The organism is Endozoicomonas sp. ALD040, assembly GCF_049275945.1.
Taxonomy (GTDB): domain Bacteria; phylum Pseudomonadota; class Gammaproteobacteria; order Pseudomonadales; family Endozoicomonadaceae; genus Endozoicomonas_A.
Genome location: NZ_CP184829.1, coordinates 2,637,688 through 2,652,191, shown reverse-complemented (window position 1 = coordinate 2,652,191; position 14,504 = coordinate 2,637,688). Strand labels below are relative to the sequence as shown.

Sequence of the window (14,504 nt, the reverse complement as noted above, 5' to 3'; positions counted from 1 at the left end):
TGGAAGTGGGTTTATACCGCGCTTGAACCAGCCCCCCCAGAGGTCTGAGATTGGCTATCTGCACTAGCGGAAACACCTGCACGAGATGCCTCTCTATCTTCCTTTTTCGTCGTCATTCCCTCGCCCCGAGCCATAAAAACCCGTTGCTTGCTGACAAGAGCTTTAATAAATTCCATCTGTTTTTCTATCTGCCTTTCACCACCCCGATTGATATTTGCCTAAAATCTGTTGTCAAAGAAAAAAGGTCCGCCTCGATCAGACAAATCATGGCATCAGCATCCCGAGTGAGCTCTGTAGCGAGAAAACCATTGCCCTGACCTAGGCAGCTTCCAGGACATGCCTCATTGAACAACACCCCGCAGAACCCGTACTTGTACAGCTGCGAATGGTACTCAAAAACAATGGCCTCATCTTCAACAGTTGCCCCAAGCAAACACGATACCTATGACATCCTCACTTTCCTTTTTTAAGAGGCCAACAAGGTGTTCCAGAGTGAGCTTGCCCATCAACTCCATGTATGCGGGGCGTACCGTTTTATTAGGCCTGCGCAGGATGCCAGTCTCTAAACAGTCAGAAGATAAGATTGTCAGAGATATCAACACTGACTTATGAATCCGAGTCAGGAAAGCTATGTATTACCGTCTACAAGCCCTTGCTGACGGCAAAATGAGCATGGGCAAAGCAATTGAAAAAATGCTCGATGTCATGGATTCCTTGTCTTCGGGGGAAGAGGGTGATTCAGCTTCTTTCTGAGGGAATGCGCAAAAACCCCGAACTACCGGCAGCAGGGCGGTCAGATCAGAGTCCGCTTGTTCACCGACTCATCCTCAATCCTGATTTTGACACAATAATGCATTTGCATTACCATAATAAGTAATAGTTAACAATCTAAGGTTTCATCATGAAAAATGTGTCCGTAGATCGATCCACCCTGACGGATCGTTATCAGACGACTATTCCGGCCTCGGTCAGAAAGGCGTTGGAATTGAACAAGCAGGAAAAGCTTCAGTATGAGATTCGCTCCGATGGCAGCGTCCTACTTTCTAAGTGCCAGAGTGACAAAGAAGACCCTGTAATAGCAGGTTTCTTGGATTTTCTTGAGCGGGACATGAAAAATCATCCCCGAACACTGAAGCCGGTTTCCCCGGAGCTTGCCCAGAAGCTCACTGATCTGGTTGGGGAGATCGATATTGATCTCGATGAGCCTCTTGGTGGGGATTGATCGGCAATGCCTTCCAACCGTAATGATTTTCATGGCTGGACGATTCTGGCCCACCCAATGTTTGTCGCTCAACTCAAGAGCTTGGCTGTTGAAGTCAAAAAACTGAAACAACAACATCCTGATTCTTTTCAAAAGAAAAACGCCACAAAACGACTGGCGGCAATAAACCAGTTGGCGTTTGAACAGGTTCCGAGCAATCCCTCTGATCCAATATACCGTCAAGGTTTGACGCTTGGAAAAGCCAGAAAGCATTGGTTTCGAGCTAAGTTTTTTCAACAGTACCGGCTGTTTTTCCGCTACGACGAGGCAGCCAGAATCATCATATATGCTTGGGTAAATGACGAAAAAACCAAACGTGCCTACGGTAGCAAGACCGATGCATATTCGGTGTTTAGGAAACTGGTGAGTGCGGGAACGCCCCCTGACAGTTGGCAGGATCTAATGAATGAATCTCAAGGCATTGAGGATCTGGATGAATTTTTCAAAAACCTCTAGCAGGCACAATCCCACACAACCACTATGAGCCTGTTGCCCCGTACTGATACTCCCATGGCATTACCGGACAGCACAGTTTTCTCTGCCTGTTGGTAAAGGAAAATTGAGTCTGGTCAGTTTATACCGGGCTTGAACCAGCCGCCCCAGAGGTCTGAGATTGGCTATCTGCACTAGCGGAAACACCTGCACGAGATGCCTCTCTATCTTCCTTTTTGGTCGTCATGCCCTCGCCCCGAGCCATAAAAATCCGTTGCTTGCTGACAAGAGCTTTAATAAGTTCCACCTGTTTTTCTATAAAGTCATGCTGCAATTTACTGAAATTGCTCTCAGCTGCGAGGTATTTTTTTTGAGCTTCAAATGTCATCTGAAGCTTGGAATTCTCAGACAAACTATTTGCTAACTCATCCAACTGCCGGGCATGCCCAGCTAAATCCTGAACTACCGGGTTGGCCTTTGCGCTGTCCAGTAATGCCTGTACGCGTTTGAACGCTTCCTTTTCGGCGTCCAGATCAAGAGCTGTTCGCAGAAATTTCAGCTTAACATCCCTACCTTCGGTCATTTTCTCTTCTAAACTGTAAAGCTTTACTTCAAGAGCCTGAATGTCTGAGGCCTGTTTTTGCAGTACCTTCTCATAAAACTGGATATCCGTCGGCATCGTCAATTCAACACAATCATTCAATGTACGTTCGAAAAAATTACGCACATTTGCATCATTTATAAAAATCTTCAAAGGTGCCAGTCGACGACAATTATTCAACGCATTCAATCGCTCAAGCCGTGCTTCCAGCATTTGCTCCTTTAACTCGGAACACTCCTTCTCGAGGCGTTTTACTGTTTCTGTCAGATTATCTTCAGGTGTCTTCTGGTAGATTTCAGAAGCAGCCTTAAGCCTGCCGTAAAAGCCTCCGGCTGCGCCAATAGCAATATAGAGTGCCAAGGTTTTTTTCAGGCCCAGGTATTTGAAAGAAAGCAAAGGAAGAACAGGAAGACGCCGTGAGGTAAAGGGTATTGGGTTCAAAATCGCCTTACTCAGAGCGGATACACAACCATCCATGCTGCCAACAATGGAGGCCAGAGGGTGATGCATTGCATCTGCGGCGGTTACGCTGTGCTCTTCCAACGCTTTTTTAAACTGACTCAGGTTACCTTCTGTTAAGGGAATCTGCTTGGCAACTTCAGGTGTAGCGAGAGTTGCAATCTGTTTAGACAGATCATCCTGCTTTTGAGCAGGATCATTCGCTGAAGCCTCAATGTTAGCGAAATCAGTGAAACTCGGCGGCGGTGAAGGGATGGGCTTTATATTCATAAGAAACTCCTGTTCATTGATTGACTGACTTCCGTTGTCAGATGGTTGCCTTCTCTTAATTTGGACATTCAACTCAGGAAATGGTTCCCCTGACCCTTTAAAAGGTCAGCACAGAATGAGTAAGAAAATATGATTTTGTACGAACAGGTACTTATACTTTATGCCAATCTTGCTTTCTAACTCCAGTGATGGAGCGTGTCGCAAAACTTCAACAGCTCGTTCTCACGCTCTGAAGTCGTCATTCCCGCGAAGGCGGGAATCCAGCGCCAACGGTGGGTCTCTGCCTTCTCGGGGATGACAAGGCCAGGGGGACACCGGGCAGTATGGTTCTGGTGGAGAGTCAGTGTGGATTCCCGCCTTCGCGGGAATGAAGCCGGCAATGACGGGAGTCAACGCGTTCCCACGCCGGAGAGAGTTTTGCGACAGCCTCAGAGCGTGGGAACGAGTTGTAAGTTCGATTGGTATTATCTGTTTCCCAATACGGTTATTAGAATGGAAAGAGTGGATCGTCTGCTGGTAGACAACGGCCTTGCTGCCTCCCGCACCCAGGCACAGAAGTTTATTGCTGAAGGAAAGGTGCAAGTGTTGCATTCCAGCAAATGGCAAACCGTAAAAAAGCCCAGCGAGAAACTGACCGGAGAGGCAGAGCTGAAAGTCACTCTGGATGAGTCGGATAGATTTGTTTCCCGTGGCGGACTCAAGCTGGCAAGTGCTCTGGAGAAAGCCGGTCTGGATATTACGGGAATGACCGTGATTGATGTGGGTCAGTCAACGGGCGGTTTTACTGATTGTGCCCTGCAGTCAGGCGCGACGAAAGTAGTCGGTATTGAAGTAGGGCATGAGCAACTGGTAGAGAAACTGCGGCAGGATCAGCGGGTAGTTTGTCTGGAAGGTATTAATGCCCGTGAGCTTGGCCCGGAGCTGTTAGAGCATACTGAAAACGGAGCCGGGTTTGATCTGGCGGTGATGGATGTTTCTTTTATTTCCCAGACCAAAATTATACCTTCGCTGGCACCGCTGATTAAAAAGGGAGGTTTTCTGGTCAGCCTGGTCAAACCGCAATTTGAAGTGGGAAAAGCAGGTCTTGGCAAAGGAGGCATTGTTCGGGATGAGCGTCTCTATCCTGAAGTAGAATCATCCATTCGAAGTTGTCTCGAAGAGCAGGGTCTGAAAACCACCGATTATTTTGACAGTCCGATCAAAGGGGGTGATGGAAACCGGGAGTTTCTTGTTATTGCCAGAAAATATCAGGCGACAGACTCTAAGGAACTGTCTTGACATAACTTCCACACTTACGATGATGTTATCCAGTAAAAAAAACCCTTGCCACGGAGAAAAGAAAAATCTTTTCCTCTTGACCTGACAGGGACCTGCCAAGGTTAGTATTCCTGACCGAAACGCCAGCGTTTCTGCCTGTCATGTTTACAAAAAATACCCTACGATGTTTCATACTCAGACTTTATAGGATACCAACACTGAGTCAGCTTCCAGCAAAGTAAAAGGCAGGTATCGGCGAAAAAGCAAACTTCTGAGGGATTACCCGGTGATCTCTTGTGAGTAAGGCAACCATCTCATGTTTCGTCATCGGGGATGGTTGAAATTACCAGTTTATACGCTTTTTGCTGAACTATTCTGCTTTGGACACTCCAGAATCGTTGAATGATGTTTGGTTAGTCCTGTAATTGAATAATTAATAGATCAAAGGAGTGATAATGATGTTGTCTAATAATATTTCTTCCCGCCCAACGATGCAGGTTTTTTCAGATGCCGCCTCGGCATATTCTGTTGAAACGCAGGCCAAAGGCATAAAATTTGGCGATACATTCAGAAGAGTCTCCTCGGTGTTTTCTGAAAGTGTTTTAAAAGAGGCCAATCGGGTAATAGATGACGACAAAAGTTATTTCAATTCGGCTTTTGTCAAACATCTGCTGAATGAAAGAATGGTAGGAAAAGTTATAAAATCAAGCACAATATTTGACCATCTGAAATTTGGGTTAAATCATGAAAATCCCGTTTTCATGGCCGAATTATGCTATAAAAAGCGAATTCAGTTTGATAAAAATAGTCATTTGATTAAAGAGTCTTTCCGAAAGGACTGCTTGGCTACTTCATCGGATGAAATCCGGGCTCTATGCTCAGAGGCATTGGAAAAAATGGCCGATGAATTTCAATGGCGGGATCGTTCGGTAGAAGTTTCTAATCTTGTCCTGATTCGTTACCCATTAATTCCCTCAAGGGGAATTAAAGATTTGCCCTGGCATAAGGATCCCGGCAAAAAAAGCATGGTCGTCCAATTGAATGACAATACCAACGCAACTGGAACGGGTGTAAAGTATTCAGGAGGCGGGCTTGATATTGGCAAAAATTCATCGCGTATTAATTCAGCAGAAATATTCCTTGATAAAGGCACTGAGGAGTCATTTTCATATGATGGCCGAAATAACGGGGTTGTATTTTCCAATGAACATTCCCTGATTCATCGGGCTGGGGATATCGTATACCTCAGCGAAAATGATGATGATCTGGAAGAAAAACGCATCATAGTGGTAGTAGTTAATGATTAATACCAATCGTGTTTTCTAACTCCCGTGATGAACATACAGAATGGAAAAAGCGGATCGTCTGCTGGTAGACAACGGCCTTGCTGCCTCCCGCACCCAGGCACAGAAGTTTATTGCTGAAGGAAAGGTGCAAGTGTTACATGCCCGCAACTGGCAGACTGTCTATTCTGAAGTAGAATCATCCATTCGAAGCTGTCTCGGAGAGCAGGGTCTGAAAACCACCGATTATTTTGACAGTCCGATCAAAGGGGGTGATGGAAACCGGGAGTTTCTCATTATTGCCAGAAAGGCGTCATCAGCCTGAACAGTTAACGCTTGCGAGCGATCATCAATCCGTCGCTTACCGGCAGTAATACCATATCAACCCTGTCATCCTGTTGAATAAAGCGGTTGCATTCGTCAATGGCTCTGGTTTCTGCATCCTGAGGATTCACCACCGAGCCACCCCAGAGACTGTTGTCCACTAACACCAGTCCGCCAGACTTCAGTAGCTCAACACCACGCCGGTAGTAATCCAGATAATTTTCTTTATCGGCATCGATAAACACCCAGTCGAACAAACCCTCCTGACCTTGCATTTGAGCCAGGCTGTCCAGAGCAGGCTGAATTTTCAGGGTTATTTTCTCCGACACCCCCGCTTTCTGCCAGTACTCTCTGGCAATGTTCGTCCATTCCTCAGAAACATCCAGGCAAGTCAGGTGTCCATCTTCTGGCATGGCCAATACGGTTGCCAAAGCACTGTAGCCAGTGAATGTGCCGATTTCTATTCCCTTTCTTGCACCACTCATCTTCACCAGCATTTGCATGAAAGCCCCCTGCTCCGGCGAGACCTGCATGTACCCTTCGGAAAAGTCTGCCATCCGCGCTCGCAGCTCACTCAGTACAGGATGATCGCGCATGCCTGCATGGGTGAGATAAGTGGCGATTGCAGGTGTTATGGTCAGAGTTGTTCTGGACATGACATTGCTCCTCAATTCAATCAGTTAGCAGGTATGGAAAGGGGTCGCATGTAATCATGGATGAAGAATAGAAAAATTTAAATGATAGAAATGAATTTTACCCACTATGAATGATCAGAAATCAACCAAAAAGTAGCACCCACAAATGCGTGGGCTGAATTTTAATCAAAAAATTTTGACTGTTGCCTGCTGAACCGGATTATTTATGGGTTTTCGGGCAGGCTCTATTTACCATACGGCTACTGTAAAGTTTTTATATTTGCAATCGCTAAACTCAAAGGAGTTTCATAATACTCCTGGTAATGACTTAATATATCTTCAACAGTATGAAAATAAATACCACTACCTCCCATTTTACCTACACAAACATTATCTCCAATATGAATGAATGTATGAACAAGTTTGTTATTGTTTAAAATTGCAAGAGCAATGAAATGATCCTCTATGTCTGAGTTTTCTAAAGCTGTAAGTTGAAGGTAAAGTTCGTCATGGTATGATTGTGAATTAACCTCCATTAAGTTAACAAACTGAAAGCAGGTTGTTGGCGTTTTTTCACCTTTATAAAAATCGCTAAAAGTTTTATTTCCTGGTAAACGATTTCCAAACTCTGGGGGGAAATCATCAAAAATATTTTGTAAGCCTTGACTTATACATTTTATGAATCGTTCCTGCCATGAATTTGAAGGCTTGTAGTTGCGATTGCCATCATCTGTTTTAATGTTAAAAGATATAACCTTTCCCAGCGTATTGTCACCAATTTTCTGTGCTAAATCATTATCCCTTTCATTCCCGTTGATGCAGTTAAAAAGGTCATATTCTATTTCAAATGGAAGGTACTTTAATACTGTTCTCTTCTCCAAACCGTCTTGAAGCAAACCAGTAAAAGTCTTGTCTCTTTTTTTAGATCTATCAATTTTTATACATACTAACGCCTCTTCAGTTTCGACGAACATCTGATGACACCTTGCCTCAGTTTTTTGTAAAGCTGAAGCGTTTTGTTCAAGACAGCCATCGGGTTGAGCAAAAATTTTAGAGGTAACCGCCAGAAGTAATAGAGCTGCAAGTTTAGTAATCATTTCAATATTCAGTTTTAAATGCTATGTGCTGGATCGATAGTATAGGCATGACGAATGCCTTCTGTTCGCTCCATAGCTTCGGCCCCATCCGGAGTGTTCTCGACGCAGTGTTGAAGCAGGTGTTGAGCCTGTAGAAAAAACTCAACGCACTGACAGAGCAGATAAATAATATTCACTCCCTTGAATGGAGGGTGTCGCAAAACTCCAACTAGTCGTTCCCACGCTGGGACCCACAGGGCCTAAAAGCATGGGAACCAGAGTTTTGCGACACGCTCGAAAGGCGGGAATCCAGTGCCAACGGTGGATCTCTGCTTTCTCGGGGATGACAAGGCCAGTTGGGGGCACCGGGCAGTATGGTTCTGGTGGTGAGTCAGTGTGGATTCCCGCCTTCGCGGGAATGACGGGAGTCAACTCGTTCCCACGCTGGAGAGAGCTTTGCAACACGCTCTTAATGGCCTGGAAGAGGCAATGGGCCATCTTGCAGGATAACGAAGCACCTTACGAAATGAAAAGACATTGGCCCTCACAGCAGGAGGGTAATCTTTTTAGGTGATTATCTCCAAACAGTAACGCCTCACTGAATGTTTATTTATCGTAGAGCCTGTTTAATTCTTTCATGAGTTCGTCAGAACTTTGCTGCTTATCAGAGTGAACCATTCTCGCCATATTTCTATAGTCTTTAGCCCGATCTGTTGTCAGCTTGTAACCAATTTTTTCAGCAAAACTTTCAATTGTGTGCATTCCGTATTCTTTTTCAAAAACAAATGCACCATAAAGTGCTTTTATCTTTTGTGCCTGTTCAGTCTCTTCCCTGAGTATACATATTCTCAGTGCTGTGTTGACCAGGGCCGAGTTGATAACTTCATGGCGGAAAACAATATGTGTAAAGGCCATGATATCGCGGTATACGGGATCGGACATATTCTCAAACTCAGTCAGCGCGTTTTGCAGCAGCCCCGTCAGCATATCAAGGACAAAATTTTGAGCAGCTTCGTCAGGCATTACCAGACTCAATAGGATATCGATCCGGTTAGTCTCCCATTTCAAATCCATCTGCTGCAGAACTTTCTGGAAAGTAGTAACCCCTAGTTGTGCCCTGTGCTCAGTTTTGAATTTTAGTGCAGACTCAAGTTCACCTCTGAGAACACAGATCTCCAGGGCCATATTCGCCAGCTCAATATTACCCAAGTGATGACCAAGAATAAGATCGGTAAATTCCTTGATTCCGCTGTACTTGGTCCTGCTCATATTAACGGCCTGCGGCAGCGCGTTTTGCAGAAAATGCGTCAGGATATCCTGGGCAATGGTTTGAGTGGCTGCATCAGGCGTTACCAGATCCAATAGAATATCGGTTTTTCCTTTTTGTAGACAAATCCCCTCTTCCAATTCTTGGACTATTTGCCTCAGAACTGTCTGGAAATGGCTAGCCTCAAGTTGTGCCCGGTATTTTGCTTTGAATTCTTGTGCTGACACAAGATCATCTCTGAGAACACAGATATACAGGGCAATATTCGCCAGCTCATTGTTAACGATGTCATGGTTGAAAAAAAGCCGGGTAAATTCCACGGTATTGCGGTGCATGTAAAGACTTGTAGTAGCCTTGGCACTTGCTAGAGCTTTTTGCAGTACACCATCCAATACCGTTCGGGCAACCGCCTGAGTGGCCGGTTCGGACGATGAAAGTTCAAATAAGCTCCTGGCCTGTTGGACATTGAGGGTTTTTGCGGCACTTTCCAGGCCCACTTTCAGAATATCTGCGGTCAGAATAGCGCCATGGTCATTGACCAGACGTTGTGCAAGAGAGAAGTTCCCGTCGCGAATTGCTGCCTCCAGTTTCGCTTGGGTGGCAGAGGTAATTTTCCGAACTCCAATGCACTTATCACATTGACGCTGATCAGAATGAAATGCATGCCCGTAGCTATCTACAACGATTTTCTTATCGAATTCCACCTGACAGATGACGCATACGCTTTTATCGTCATTGCTTATGTCGGCCGTGTCAGACGATAAAGTCGTAGCCTTCCATGATGTACCGCTGATAGCCTGCATAATAATTCTCCTTAAATATTTACACTTTCCAGATCAGACAACAATGGGAGCGAAAAGTTTCAGAAACTGCCTGTTAAAGTGTCGTTACAGACTTTTTTGACGTGAAAGCGGTGTTGAGCCTGTAGAAAAAACTCAAAGCAATGACAGAGCAGATAAATAATATTCACTCCCTTGAATGGCGAAAGTGAGATTTTATACCAGACTGTTCGGTTTGCCTCTGAACAAATACTTTCAGGTTGTCAATTGATAATGTGCTGGATCCATAGTACTGGCATGACATCCTCCCCACCCTAAAGAGGGTGTCGCAAAACTCCATCGCAAAACTCCAACAGCTCATTCCCATGCTCTGAGGTCGTCATTCCCGCGAAGGAGGCTGTCGCAAAACTCTAACAACTCGTTCCCACGCTCTGAGGTTGTCGCGAAAGCCCAACAACTCGCTCCCATGCTCTGAGAGTGTCGCAAGACTCCAACAGCTCGTTCCCATGCTCTGAGGTCGTCATTCCCGCGAAGGCGGGAATCCAGCGCCAACGGTGGATCTCTACCTTCTCGGGGATAACAAGGCCAGGGGGTCACCGGGCAGTACGGTTCTGGAGGTGAGTCAGTGTGGATTCCCGCCTTCGCGGGAATGACGAGAATGAAGTCGGGGATGACAAGGCCAGGGGGTCACCGGGCAGTATGGTTCTGGAGGTGAGTCAGTGTGGATTCCCGCCTTCGCGGGAATGACGAGAATGAAGTCGGGAATGACGAGAATGAAGTCGGGAATGACGAGAATGAAGTCGGGAATGACGAGAATGAAGCCGGGAATGACGAGAATGAAGCCGGGAATGACGAGAATGAAGTCGGGAATGACGAGAATGAAGTCGGGAATGACGGGAGTCAACTCGTTCTCACGCTGGAATCCAAAGAGCCTAAAAGCATGGGAACCAGAGTTTTGCGACACACTCGAATGGCGAACTGAGATTTTATACCAGACTGTTCGGCTTGCCTTTGAATAAAAACTTTCAGGTTGTCAATTGACAACCTGAATAGTCATCACTAAGTTTTTGAATTTTACCCATTATGAAATCCTATGAATTTACCCTTCGTTTCAGCATCAAAGAGTGCGCTCAGGACGTTGATGATATTATCGAAGCGCTGGGCGAGGCGGGTTGCAATGACATGTTGATTGGTATTGGTCAGGCAGGGCGAATGGCCATGATGTTCGACCGGGATGGCACCAGTGCTGCTGATGCCGTTGGCAGCGCAATACGGGACGTGAAAGCAGTGATTCCTGATATCAGGCTTCTTGAAGCTTCACCGGACCTCGTTGGGCTGACGGACACAGCGGAGCTACTGGGTTTCTCAAGACAGAATATGCGAAAACTGATGACCAGTAATCCAGAGAGTTTTCCCGCCCCGGTTCACGAGGGCAAACAGGCACTCTGGCCTCTTGAAACCTTGCTGACCTGGCTGAGAGAAAATAAACAGTACGAGATTGATGATTCGTTGCTGGAGTTGGCAAAGGCCAATCGGCATCTTAACCTGGCCTCAGCCACCAGAAGTTCAGACCCTGATCAGCTGAAAGCTTTTGGCCGCTGCTGGCAGGTGATTGACGAACTTCCCAAACGAGGGGCGCCGCCATAGATAGTTTAATGAATCTACGATTTCCCCAATGGCCACCATCTGCGCTGACCATTAATAGGGTTCAAACGGGCTCAGCGATATTAATCTATTGAGCACCGGTCTCGTTGCAGGGATGATGCTCATGCCAGTGGCGGGCAATCTGCTCACGGGTGCATAGCCATACTTTTTCCTTCGACTGCACATAATCAAGGAAACGCATCAGTGCAGCCGCACGACCCGGTCTGCCTACCAAACGACAATGCAACCCTACTGACATCATCTTTGGATGATCGGCTCCCTCATCATAGAGCACATCAAACGCATCTTTCAGATAACTGAAAAACTGATCGCCAGAATTAAAACCCTGAGCGGTCGCAAAACGCATATCATTGCAGTCCAGTGTATAAGGCACGACTAACTGCGGCTGATCAAATCGGGTATCCCAATAAGGCAGATCGTCTGCATAACTGTCTGCGTGGTAGAGAAAACTTCCCTCTTCTGCCACCAGCTGCTCTGTTTGGGGGCTGCAGCGGCCTGTGTACCAACCGGAAGGTCTCTGACCGGTCATTTCTGTATGAATTTGAATGGCCTTATGCATGTGCTCACGCTCTTCATCAGGATCGTGAAACTGGTAATCAATCCAGCGATAGCCGTGACTGGCTATCTCCCAGTCAGCCTTCAGCATGGCCTCAACCGCCTGGGGGTTCCGCTGCATGGCCATGGCTACGGCATACACCGTCACAGGAATATTTCTCTGGGTGAAGATACGGTGCAGCCGCCAGAAACCGGCCCTGGCCCCATAATCGTAGATAGATTCCATACTGATATGGCGCATCCCCTCATACGACTGGGCACCAATAATTTCGGAAAGGAAAGCTTCTGAACCCCTGTCACCATGAAGTACAGAGTTTTCACCACCTTCCTCGTAATTTATGACAAACTGAACGGCAATCCGCGACTGCCCCGGCCATTGCGGATGAGGTGGGGTATTTCCATACCCTGTTAAGTCTCTGGGGTAGTGGTTATCACTGAGATTCATGGCAAACTCCGACTTATTTTTTTTGTTTAAATCAATATATTGATTGACCTGTAGTATCTATGGCATAAACTCCCAAAGTCTGACCATTTGGTCAACATTTTGCTTATAATTTACAACATCCATTTTGCCAGAACACAGAAAAATATGCCCTTTTAGCTGGGGACAATAATACTCCAATAAAAAACCAACAAAAATCAGGATATGCGATGAATACAATGACTGATGGCTCAACAACCACTGACGGCCCTGACGAAGCCCTGCTATGGCGACAGACAAAAGTCGATCTGGCCGCCCGTGCCCTGGGTGGAGATGTACTGTCTGCAAGCGATGACTTCTTTGCTGAAAAAGACAACCTTTTGCTGGACTCCGAGCCGGTTTTTCTTCCGGAAAAGTACACGGCTTACGGCAAATGGATGGACGGCTGGGAGTCCCGCCGACGCCGCAGCGGCGATCATGACTGGGTCATCGTCAGACTTGCGACCCCGGGAATGGTGGAAGGGGTAGAAGTCGATACCCGCCACTTCAAAGGTAATGCACCGGGCGCCGTTCAGCTGGAATACATCGCCAGCGAATCTGACCCCAGTGAACAAAGTCAATGGCAGCCTATGACTGCAAGAATGGCGGTTGATGCCGACCACCGAAATCTGATCTGTCTGGACCAACCTGTCGAAGCCACTCATATTCGTCTGACCATTTTCCCCGATGGCGGTGTTGCCCGCCTGAGAGTTTATGGAAAAATCCTCTTTAACACTCAACACCTTCTTCCCAACGAACCCGTTGATCTATCGGCTCTGATGAATGGAGCCCGCCCTGTCAGCTGTTCAGACGCTTTCTTCAGTCCGATGCAAAACCTGCTTCGTCCGGGTCGCGGTGCCGATATGCATGATGGCTGGGAAACCCGCAGAAGACGCAATGGCGGTCACGACTGGATGATCATCAGGCTGGCGACACCCGGTAAAATTGGTCGGGTTGAGATTGATACCCTGCACTTCAAAGGAAACTATCCTGACAGAGGAAGCCTGGAAGGCTGTTATTTTGAGGGAGATGTGCCTGATGACACGGCACAATGGCGCCCGATCCTGAGCGAACAGAAACTTCATGCTCACCGTAATCACTCTTTTGTAGAGAATCTGGAAAATACTCAGGAAATATACACCCATGTTCGCCTGAATATTTTCCCCGATGGTGGCGTATCAAGATTGAGAGTTGTCGGTCAGCCGGAGCCCACAAAATGACATTGAACGAACTGAATACCCTGAGCGAAGAGCAGGCATCAGAAACTTTTCGTCAGTGTTGTGCCAGCGGTCAGTGGGTTGAGTCCATGGTAGCAGCAAGACCCTTTGCTAATATTGAAAGCCTGCTGATTGCTGCTAATGCCGTTTGGTCTCACTGCCAGAAGCCCGACTACCTGGAAGCGTTTGATGCCCACCCGAAAATCGGTGACATCAACAGCCTGAAAGAAAAATACAGGAATACTCAAACCATGGCAGGCCATGAGCAGTCCGGCGTCGATGAGGCCAATGAAAAAACCCTCCAGGCACTGGCTGAAGGCAACGAACAGTACGAACGGCAGTTTGGCTATATCTTCATTGTCTGCGCTACCGGCAAAAGTGCCAGCGAGATGCTGACGCTGCTGGAGGAACGTTTGAGTAACGAGCCAGAGGAAGAACTCTCCATTGCAGCGGCTGAACAGCATAAAATAACCAGTATTCGCCTGTGCAAAATGCTCAAGAACACCTCTTTGGCCAAAGAAGGAGTAATTTAATGACCGGGATCAGTACTCATATCCTCGACACAGCTCGTGGCCATCCTGCCGACCAGGTTCCTGTCACTCTATACAAACAGGCTGAAGACAGCTGGGTAGAGGTTGGACGGGGCAAAACAAACGCCGACGGAAGAGTAAACAGTCTGACTACGGACGAAGTAAACCTTCCGGAAGGCATTTATAAGCTGGACTTTGCGATTCAGGATTACTTTAACCGGCTGGAACAAAAATGCTTTTATCCGGAAGTCCCGGTCATTTTTGAAGTCAGCGACAATCGCCACCACCATGTGCCATTGCTGATATCTCCCTTTGGGTATTCGACTTACAGAGGTAGCTGATTTCCATTGTTCATAAGGTCTGTAAGTCAAACATGAACAGCGTTGCAAAGCGCTTAGCGAAAAGCCCTTAGCCCCAAAAAGCCCTGAGCTAA

19 protein-coding genes are annotated in these 14,504 nt (G+C 46.8%); 10 read left to right on the top strand and 9 right to left on the bottom strand.

Translation table 11 applies throughout. The features are described 5' to 3' along the window. Window positions 1–630 precede the first annotated feature (630 nt). From ACOJUN_RS09370 to ACOJUN_RS09360, 3 genes are all read left to right on the top strand, one after another. On the top strand, window positions 631–753 hold the full coding sequence (locus ACOJUN_RS09370) for a hypothetical protein (RefSeq protein WP_422136369.1): 123 nt from the start codon (window positions 631–633) through the stop codon (window positions 751–753). Window positions 754–901: 148 nt separating this feature from the next. After that, complete coding sequence (locus ACOJUN_RS09365; protein ID WP_422136368.1) at window positions 902–1,222, top strand: type II toxin-antitoxin system PrlF family antitoxin; 321 nt, start codon at window positions 902–904, stop codon at window positions 1,220–1,222. 6 nt (window positions 1,223–1,228) lie between these two features. Further along, complete coding sequence (locus tag ACOJUN_RS09360) at window positions 1,229–1,717, top strand: type II toxin-antitoxin system YhaV family toxin (RefSeq protein WP_422136367.1); 489 nt, start codon at window positions 1,229–1,231, stop codon at window positions 1,715–1,717. A 118-nt stretch (window positions 1,718–1,835) separates the two neighbouring features. Here the strand turns inward: ACOJUN_RS09360 and ACOJUN_RS09355 are convergent, their stop codons facing one another. Both ACOJUN_RS09355 and ACOJUN_RS09350 read right to left on the bottom strand, forming a co-directional pair. Beyond that, window positions 1,836–3,023, bottom strand: coding sequence for a hypothetical protein (locus ACOJUN_RS09355; RefSeq protein WP_422136366.1), 1,188 nt, complete (start codon window positions 3,021–3,023; stop codon window positions 1,836–1,838). A 222-nt stretch (window positions 3,024–3,245) separates the two neighbouring features. Beyond that, complete coding sequence (locus ACOJUN_RS09350) at window positions 3,246–3,416, bottom strand: hypothetical protein (protein WP_422136365.1); 171 nt, start codon at window positions 3,414–3,416, stop codon at window positions 3,246–3,248. Between the two features lie 99 nt (window positions 3,417–3,515). On the opposite strand from ACOJUN_RS09350, the gene ACOJUN_RS09345 reads away from it, so the two are divergent. The 3 genes from ACOJUN_RS09345 to ACOJUN_RS09335 all read left to right on the top strand — a co-directional run bounded on the left by ACOJUN_RS09345 (window position 3,516) and on the right by ACOJUN_RS09335 (window position 5,888). Beyond that, on the top strand, window positions 3,516–4,301 hold the full coding sequence (locus tag ACOJUN_RS09345) for a TlyA family RNA methyltransferase (RefSeq protein ID WP_422136364.1): 786 nt from the start codon (window positions 3,516–3,518) through the stop codon (window positions 4,299–4,301). A 434-nt stretch (window positions 4,302–4,735) separates the two neighbouring features. Continuing rightward, the gene (locus ACOJUN_RS09340; RefSeq protein ID WP_422136363.1) at window positions 4,736–5,587 is read left to right on the top strand and encodes a hypothetical protein; all 852 of its coding nucleotides are present in this window, start codon (window positions 4,736–4,738) and stop codon (window positions 5,585–5,587) included. Between the two features lie 40 nt (window positions 5,588–5,627). Next, window positions 5,628–5,888 carry a hypothetical protein gene (locus tag ACOJUN_RS09335; RefSeq protein WP_422136362.1) on the top strand — a complete coding sequence of 87 codons (261 nt, stop codon included), beginning with the start codon at window positions 5,628–5,630 and terminating at the stop codon, window positions 5,886–5,888. 4 nt (window positions 5,889–5,892) lie between these two features. On the opposite strand, the gene ACOJUN_RS09330 is transcribed toward ACOJUN_RS09335, so the two are convergent. From ACOJUN_RS09330 to ACOJUN_RS09305, 6 genes are all read right to left on the bottom strand, one after another. Next, window positions 5,893–6,543 (bottom strand): O-methyltransferase, encoded by a 651-nt coding sequence (locus ACOJUN_RS09330; protein ID WP_422136361.1) that lies wholly within the window; start codon window positions 6,541–6,543, stop codon window positions 5,893–5,895. Window positions 6,544–6,782: 239 nt separating this feature from the next. Further along, complete coding sequence (locus tag ACOJUN_RS09325) at window positions 6,783–7,619, bottom strand: hypothetical protein (protein WP_422136360.1); 837 nt, start codon at window positions 7,617–7,619, stop codon at window positions 6,783–6,785. A 141-nt stretch (window positions 7,620–7,760) separates the two neighbouring features. Continuing rightward, window positions 7,761–8,030, bottom strand: coding sequence for a hypothetical protein (locus ACOJUN_RS09320; protein ID WP_422136359.1), 270 nt, complete (start codon window positions 8,028–8,030; stop codon window positions 7,761–7,763). Between the two features lie 174 nt (window positions 8,031–8,204). Next, window positions 8,205–9,668: a hypothetical protein gene (locus ACOJUN_RS09315; protein WP_422136358.1), complete on the bottom strand. Its 1,464-nt coding sequence runs from the start codon at window positions 9,666–9,668 to the stop codon at window positions 8,205–8,207. A 333-nt stretch (window positions 9,669–10,001) separates the two neighbouring features. Continuing rightward, the gene (locus tag ACOJUN_RS09310) at window positions 10,002–10,241 is read right to left on the bottom strand and encodes a hypothetical protein (protein ID WP_422136357.1); all 240 of its coding nucleotides are present in this window, start codon (window positions 10,239–10,241) and stop codon (window positions 10,002–10,004) included. Window positions 10,242–10,266: 25 nt separating this feature from the next. Beyond that, the gene (locus tag ACOJUN_RS09305) at window positions 10,267–10,548 is read right to left on the bottom strand and encodes a hypothetical protein (protein ID WP_422136356.1); all 282 of its coding nucleotides are present in this window, start codon (window positions 10,546–10,548) and stop codon (window positions 10,267–10,269) included. A gap of 179 nt (window positions 10,549–10,727) precedes the next feature. On the opposite strand from ACOJUN_RS09305, the gene ACOJUN_RS09300 reads away from it, so the two are divergent. Next, window positions 10,728–11,291, top strand: a complete 564-nt coding sequence (locus ACOJUN_RS09300; RefSeq protein WP_422136355.1) for a helix-turn-helix transcriptional regulator — start codon at window positions 10,728–10,730, stop codon at window positions 11,289–11,291. Between the two features lie 85 nt (window positions 11,292–11,376). Here the strand turns inward: ACOJUN_RS09300 and puuE are convergent, their stop codons facing one another. Then, a complete protein-coding gene (puuE, locus tag ACOJUN_RS09295; protein WP_422136354.1) occupies window positions 11,377–12,309 on the bottom strand; it encodes an allantoinase PuuE in 933 nt (310 codons plus the stop codon). 206 nt (window positions 12,310–12,515) lie between these two features. On the opposite strand from puuE, the gene alc reads away from it, so the two are divergent. The 3 genes from alc to uraH are packed head-to-tail and all read left to right on the top strand — an operon-like array spanning window position 12,516 to window position 14,412. Continuing rightward, a complete protein-coding gene (gene alc, locus ACOJUN_RS09290; RefSeq protein WP_422136353.1) occupies window positions 12,516–13,544 on the top strand; it encodes an allantoicase in 1,029 nt (342 codons plus the stop codon). Next, window positions 13,541–14,074: a 2-oxo-4-hydroxy-4-carboxy-5-ureidoimidazoline decarboxylase gene (uraD, locus tag ACOJUN_RS09285; RefSeq protein ID WP_422136352.1), complete on the top strand. Its 534-nt coding sequence runs from the start codon at window positions 13,541–13,543 to the stop codon at window positions 14,072–14,074. The genes alc and uraD overlap by 4 nt, the downstream gene beginning before the upstream one ends. Continuing rightward, window positions 14,074–14,412 carry a hydroxyisourate hydrolase gene (uraH, locus tag ACOJUN_RS09280; RefSeq protein WP_422136351.1) on the top strand — a complete coding sequence of 113 codons (339 nt, stop codon included), beginning with the start codon at window positions 14,074–14,076 and terminating at the stop codon, window positions 14,410–14,412. The genes uraD and uraH overlap by 1 nt, the downstream gene beginning before the upstream one ends. Window positions 14,413–14,504 lie beyond the last annotated feature (92 nt).

Coding starts and splice junctions, on each gene's coding strand:
- ACOJUN_RS09370 (WP_422136369.1), top strand. CDS start 631: ATGTATTACCGTCTACAAGCCCTTGCTGACGGCAAAATGAGCATGGGC.
- ACOJUN_RS09365 (WP_422136368.1), top strand. CDS start 902: ATGAAAAATGTGTCCGTAGATCGATCCACCCTGACGGATCGTTATCAG.
- ACOJUN_RS09360 (WP_422136367.1), top strand. CDS start 1,229: ATGCCTTCCAACCGTAATGATTTTCATGGCTGGACGATTCTGGCCCAC.
- ACOJUN_RS09355 (WP_422136366.1), bottom strand. CDS start 3,023: ATGAATATAAAGCCCATCCCTTCACCGCCGCCGAGTTTCACTGATTTC.
- ACOJUN_RS09345 (WP_422136364.1), top strand. CDS start 3,516: ATGGAAAGAGTGGATCGTCTGCTGGTAGACAACGGCCTTGCTGCCTCC.
- ACOJUN_RS09340 (WP_422136363.1), top strand. CDS start 4,736: ATGATGTTGTCTAATAATATTTCTTCCCGCCCAACGATGCAGGTTTTT.
- ACOJUN_RS09335 (WP_422136362.1), top strand. CDS start 5,628: ATGGAAAAAGCGGATCGTCTGCTGGTAGACAACGGCCTTGCTGCCTCC.
- ACOJUN_RS09330 (WP_422136361.1), bottom strand. CDS start 6,543: ATGTCCAGAACAACTCTGACCATAACACCTGCAATCGCCACTTATCTC.
- ACOJUN_RS09325 (WP_422136360.1), bottom strand. CDS start 7,619: ATGATTACTAAACTTGCAGCTCTATTACTTCTGGCGGTTACCTCTAAA.
- ACOJUN_RS09315 (WP_422136358.1), bottom strand. CDS start 9,668: ATGCAGGCTATCAGCGGTACATCATGGAAGGCTACGACTTTATCGTCT.
- ACOJUN_RS09300 (WP_422136355.1), top strand. CDS start 10,728: ATGAAATCCTATGAATTTACCCTTCGTTTCAGCATCAAAGAGTGCGCT.
- puuE (WP_422136354.1), bottom strand. CDS start 12,309: ATGAATCTCAGTGATAACCACTACCCCAGAGACTTAACAGGGTATGGA.
- alc (WP_422136353.1), top strand. CDS start 12,516: ATGAATACAATGACTGATGGCTCAACAACCACTGACGGCCCTGACGAA.
- uraD (WP_422136352.1), top strand. CDS start 13,541: ATGACATTGAACGAACTGAATACCCTGAGCGAAGAGCAGGCATCAGAA.
- uraH (WP_422136351.1), top strand. CDS start 14,074: ATGACCGGGATCAGTACTCATATCCTCGACACAGCTCGTGGCCATCCT.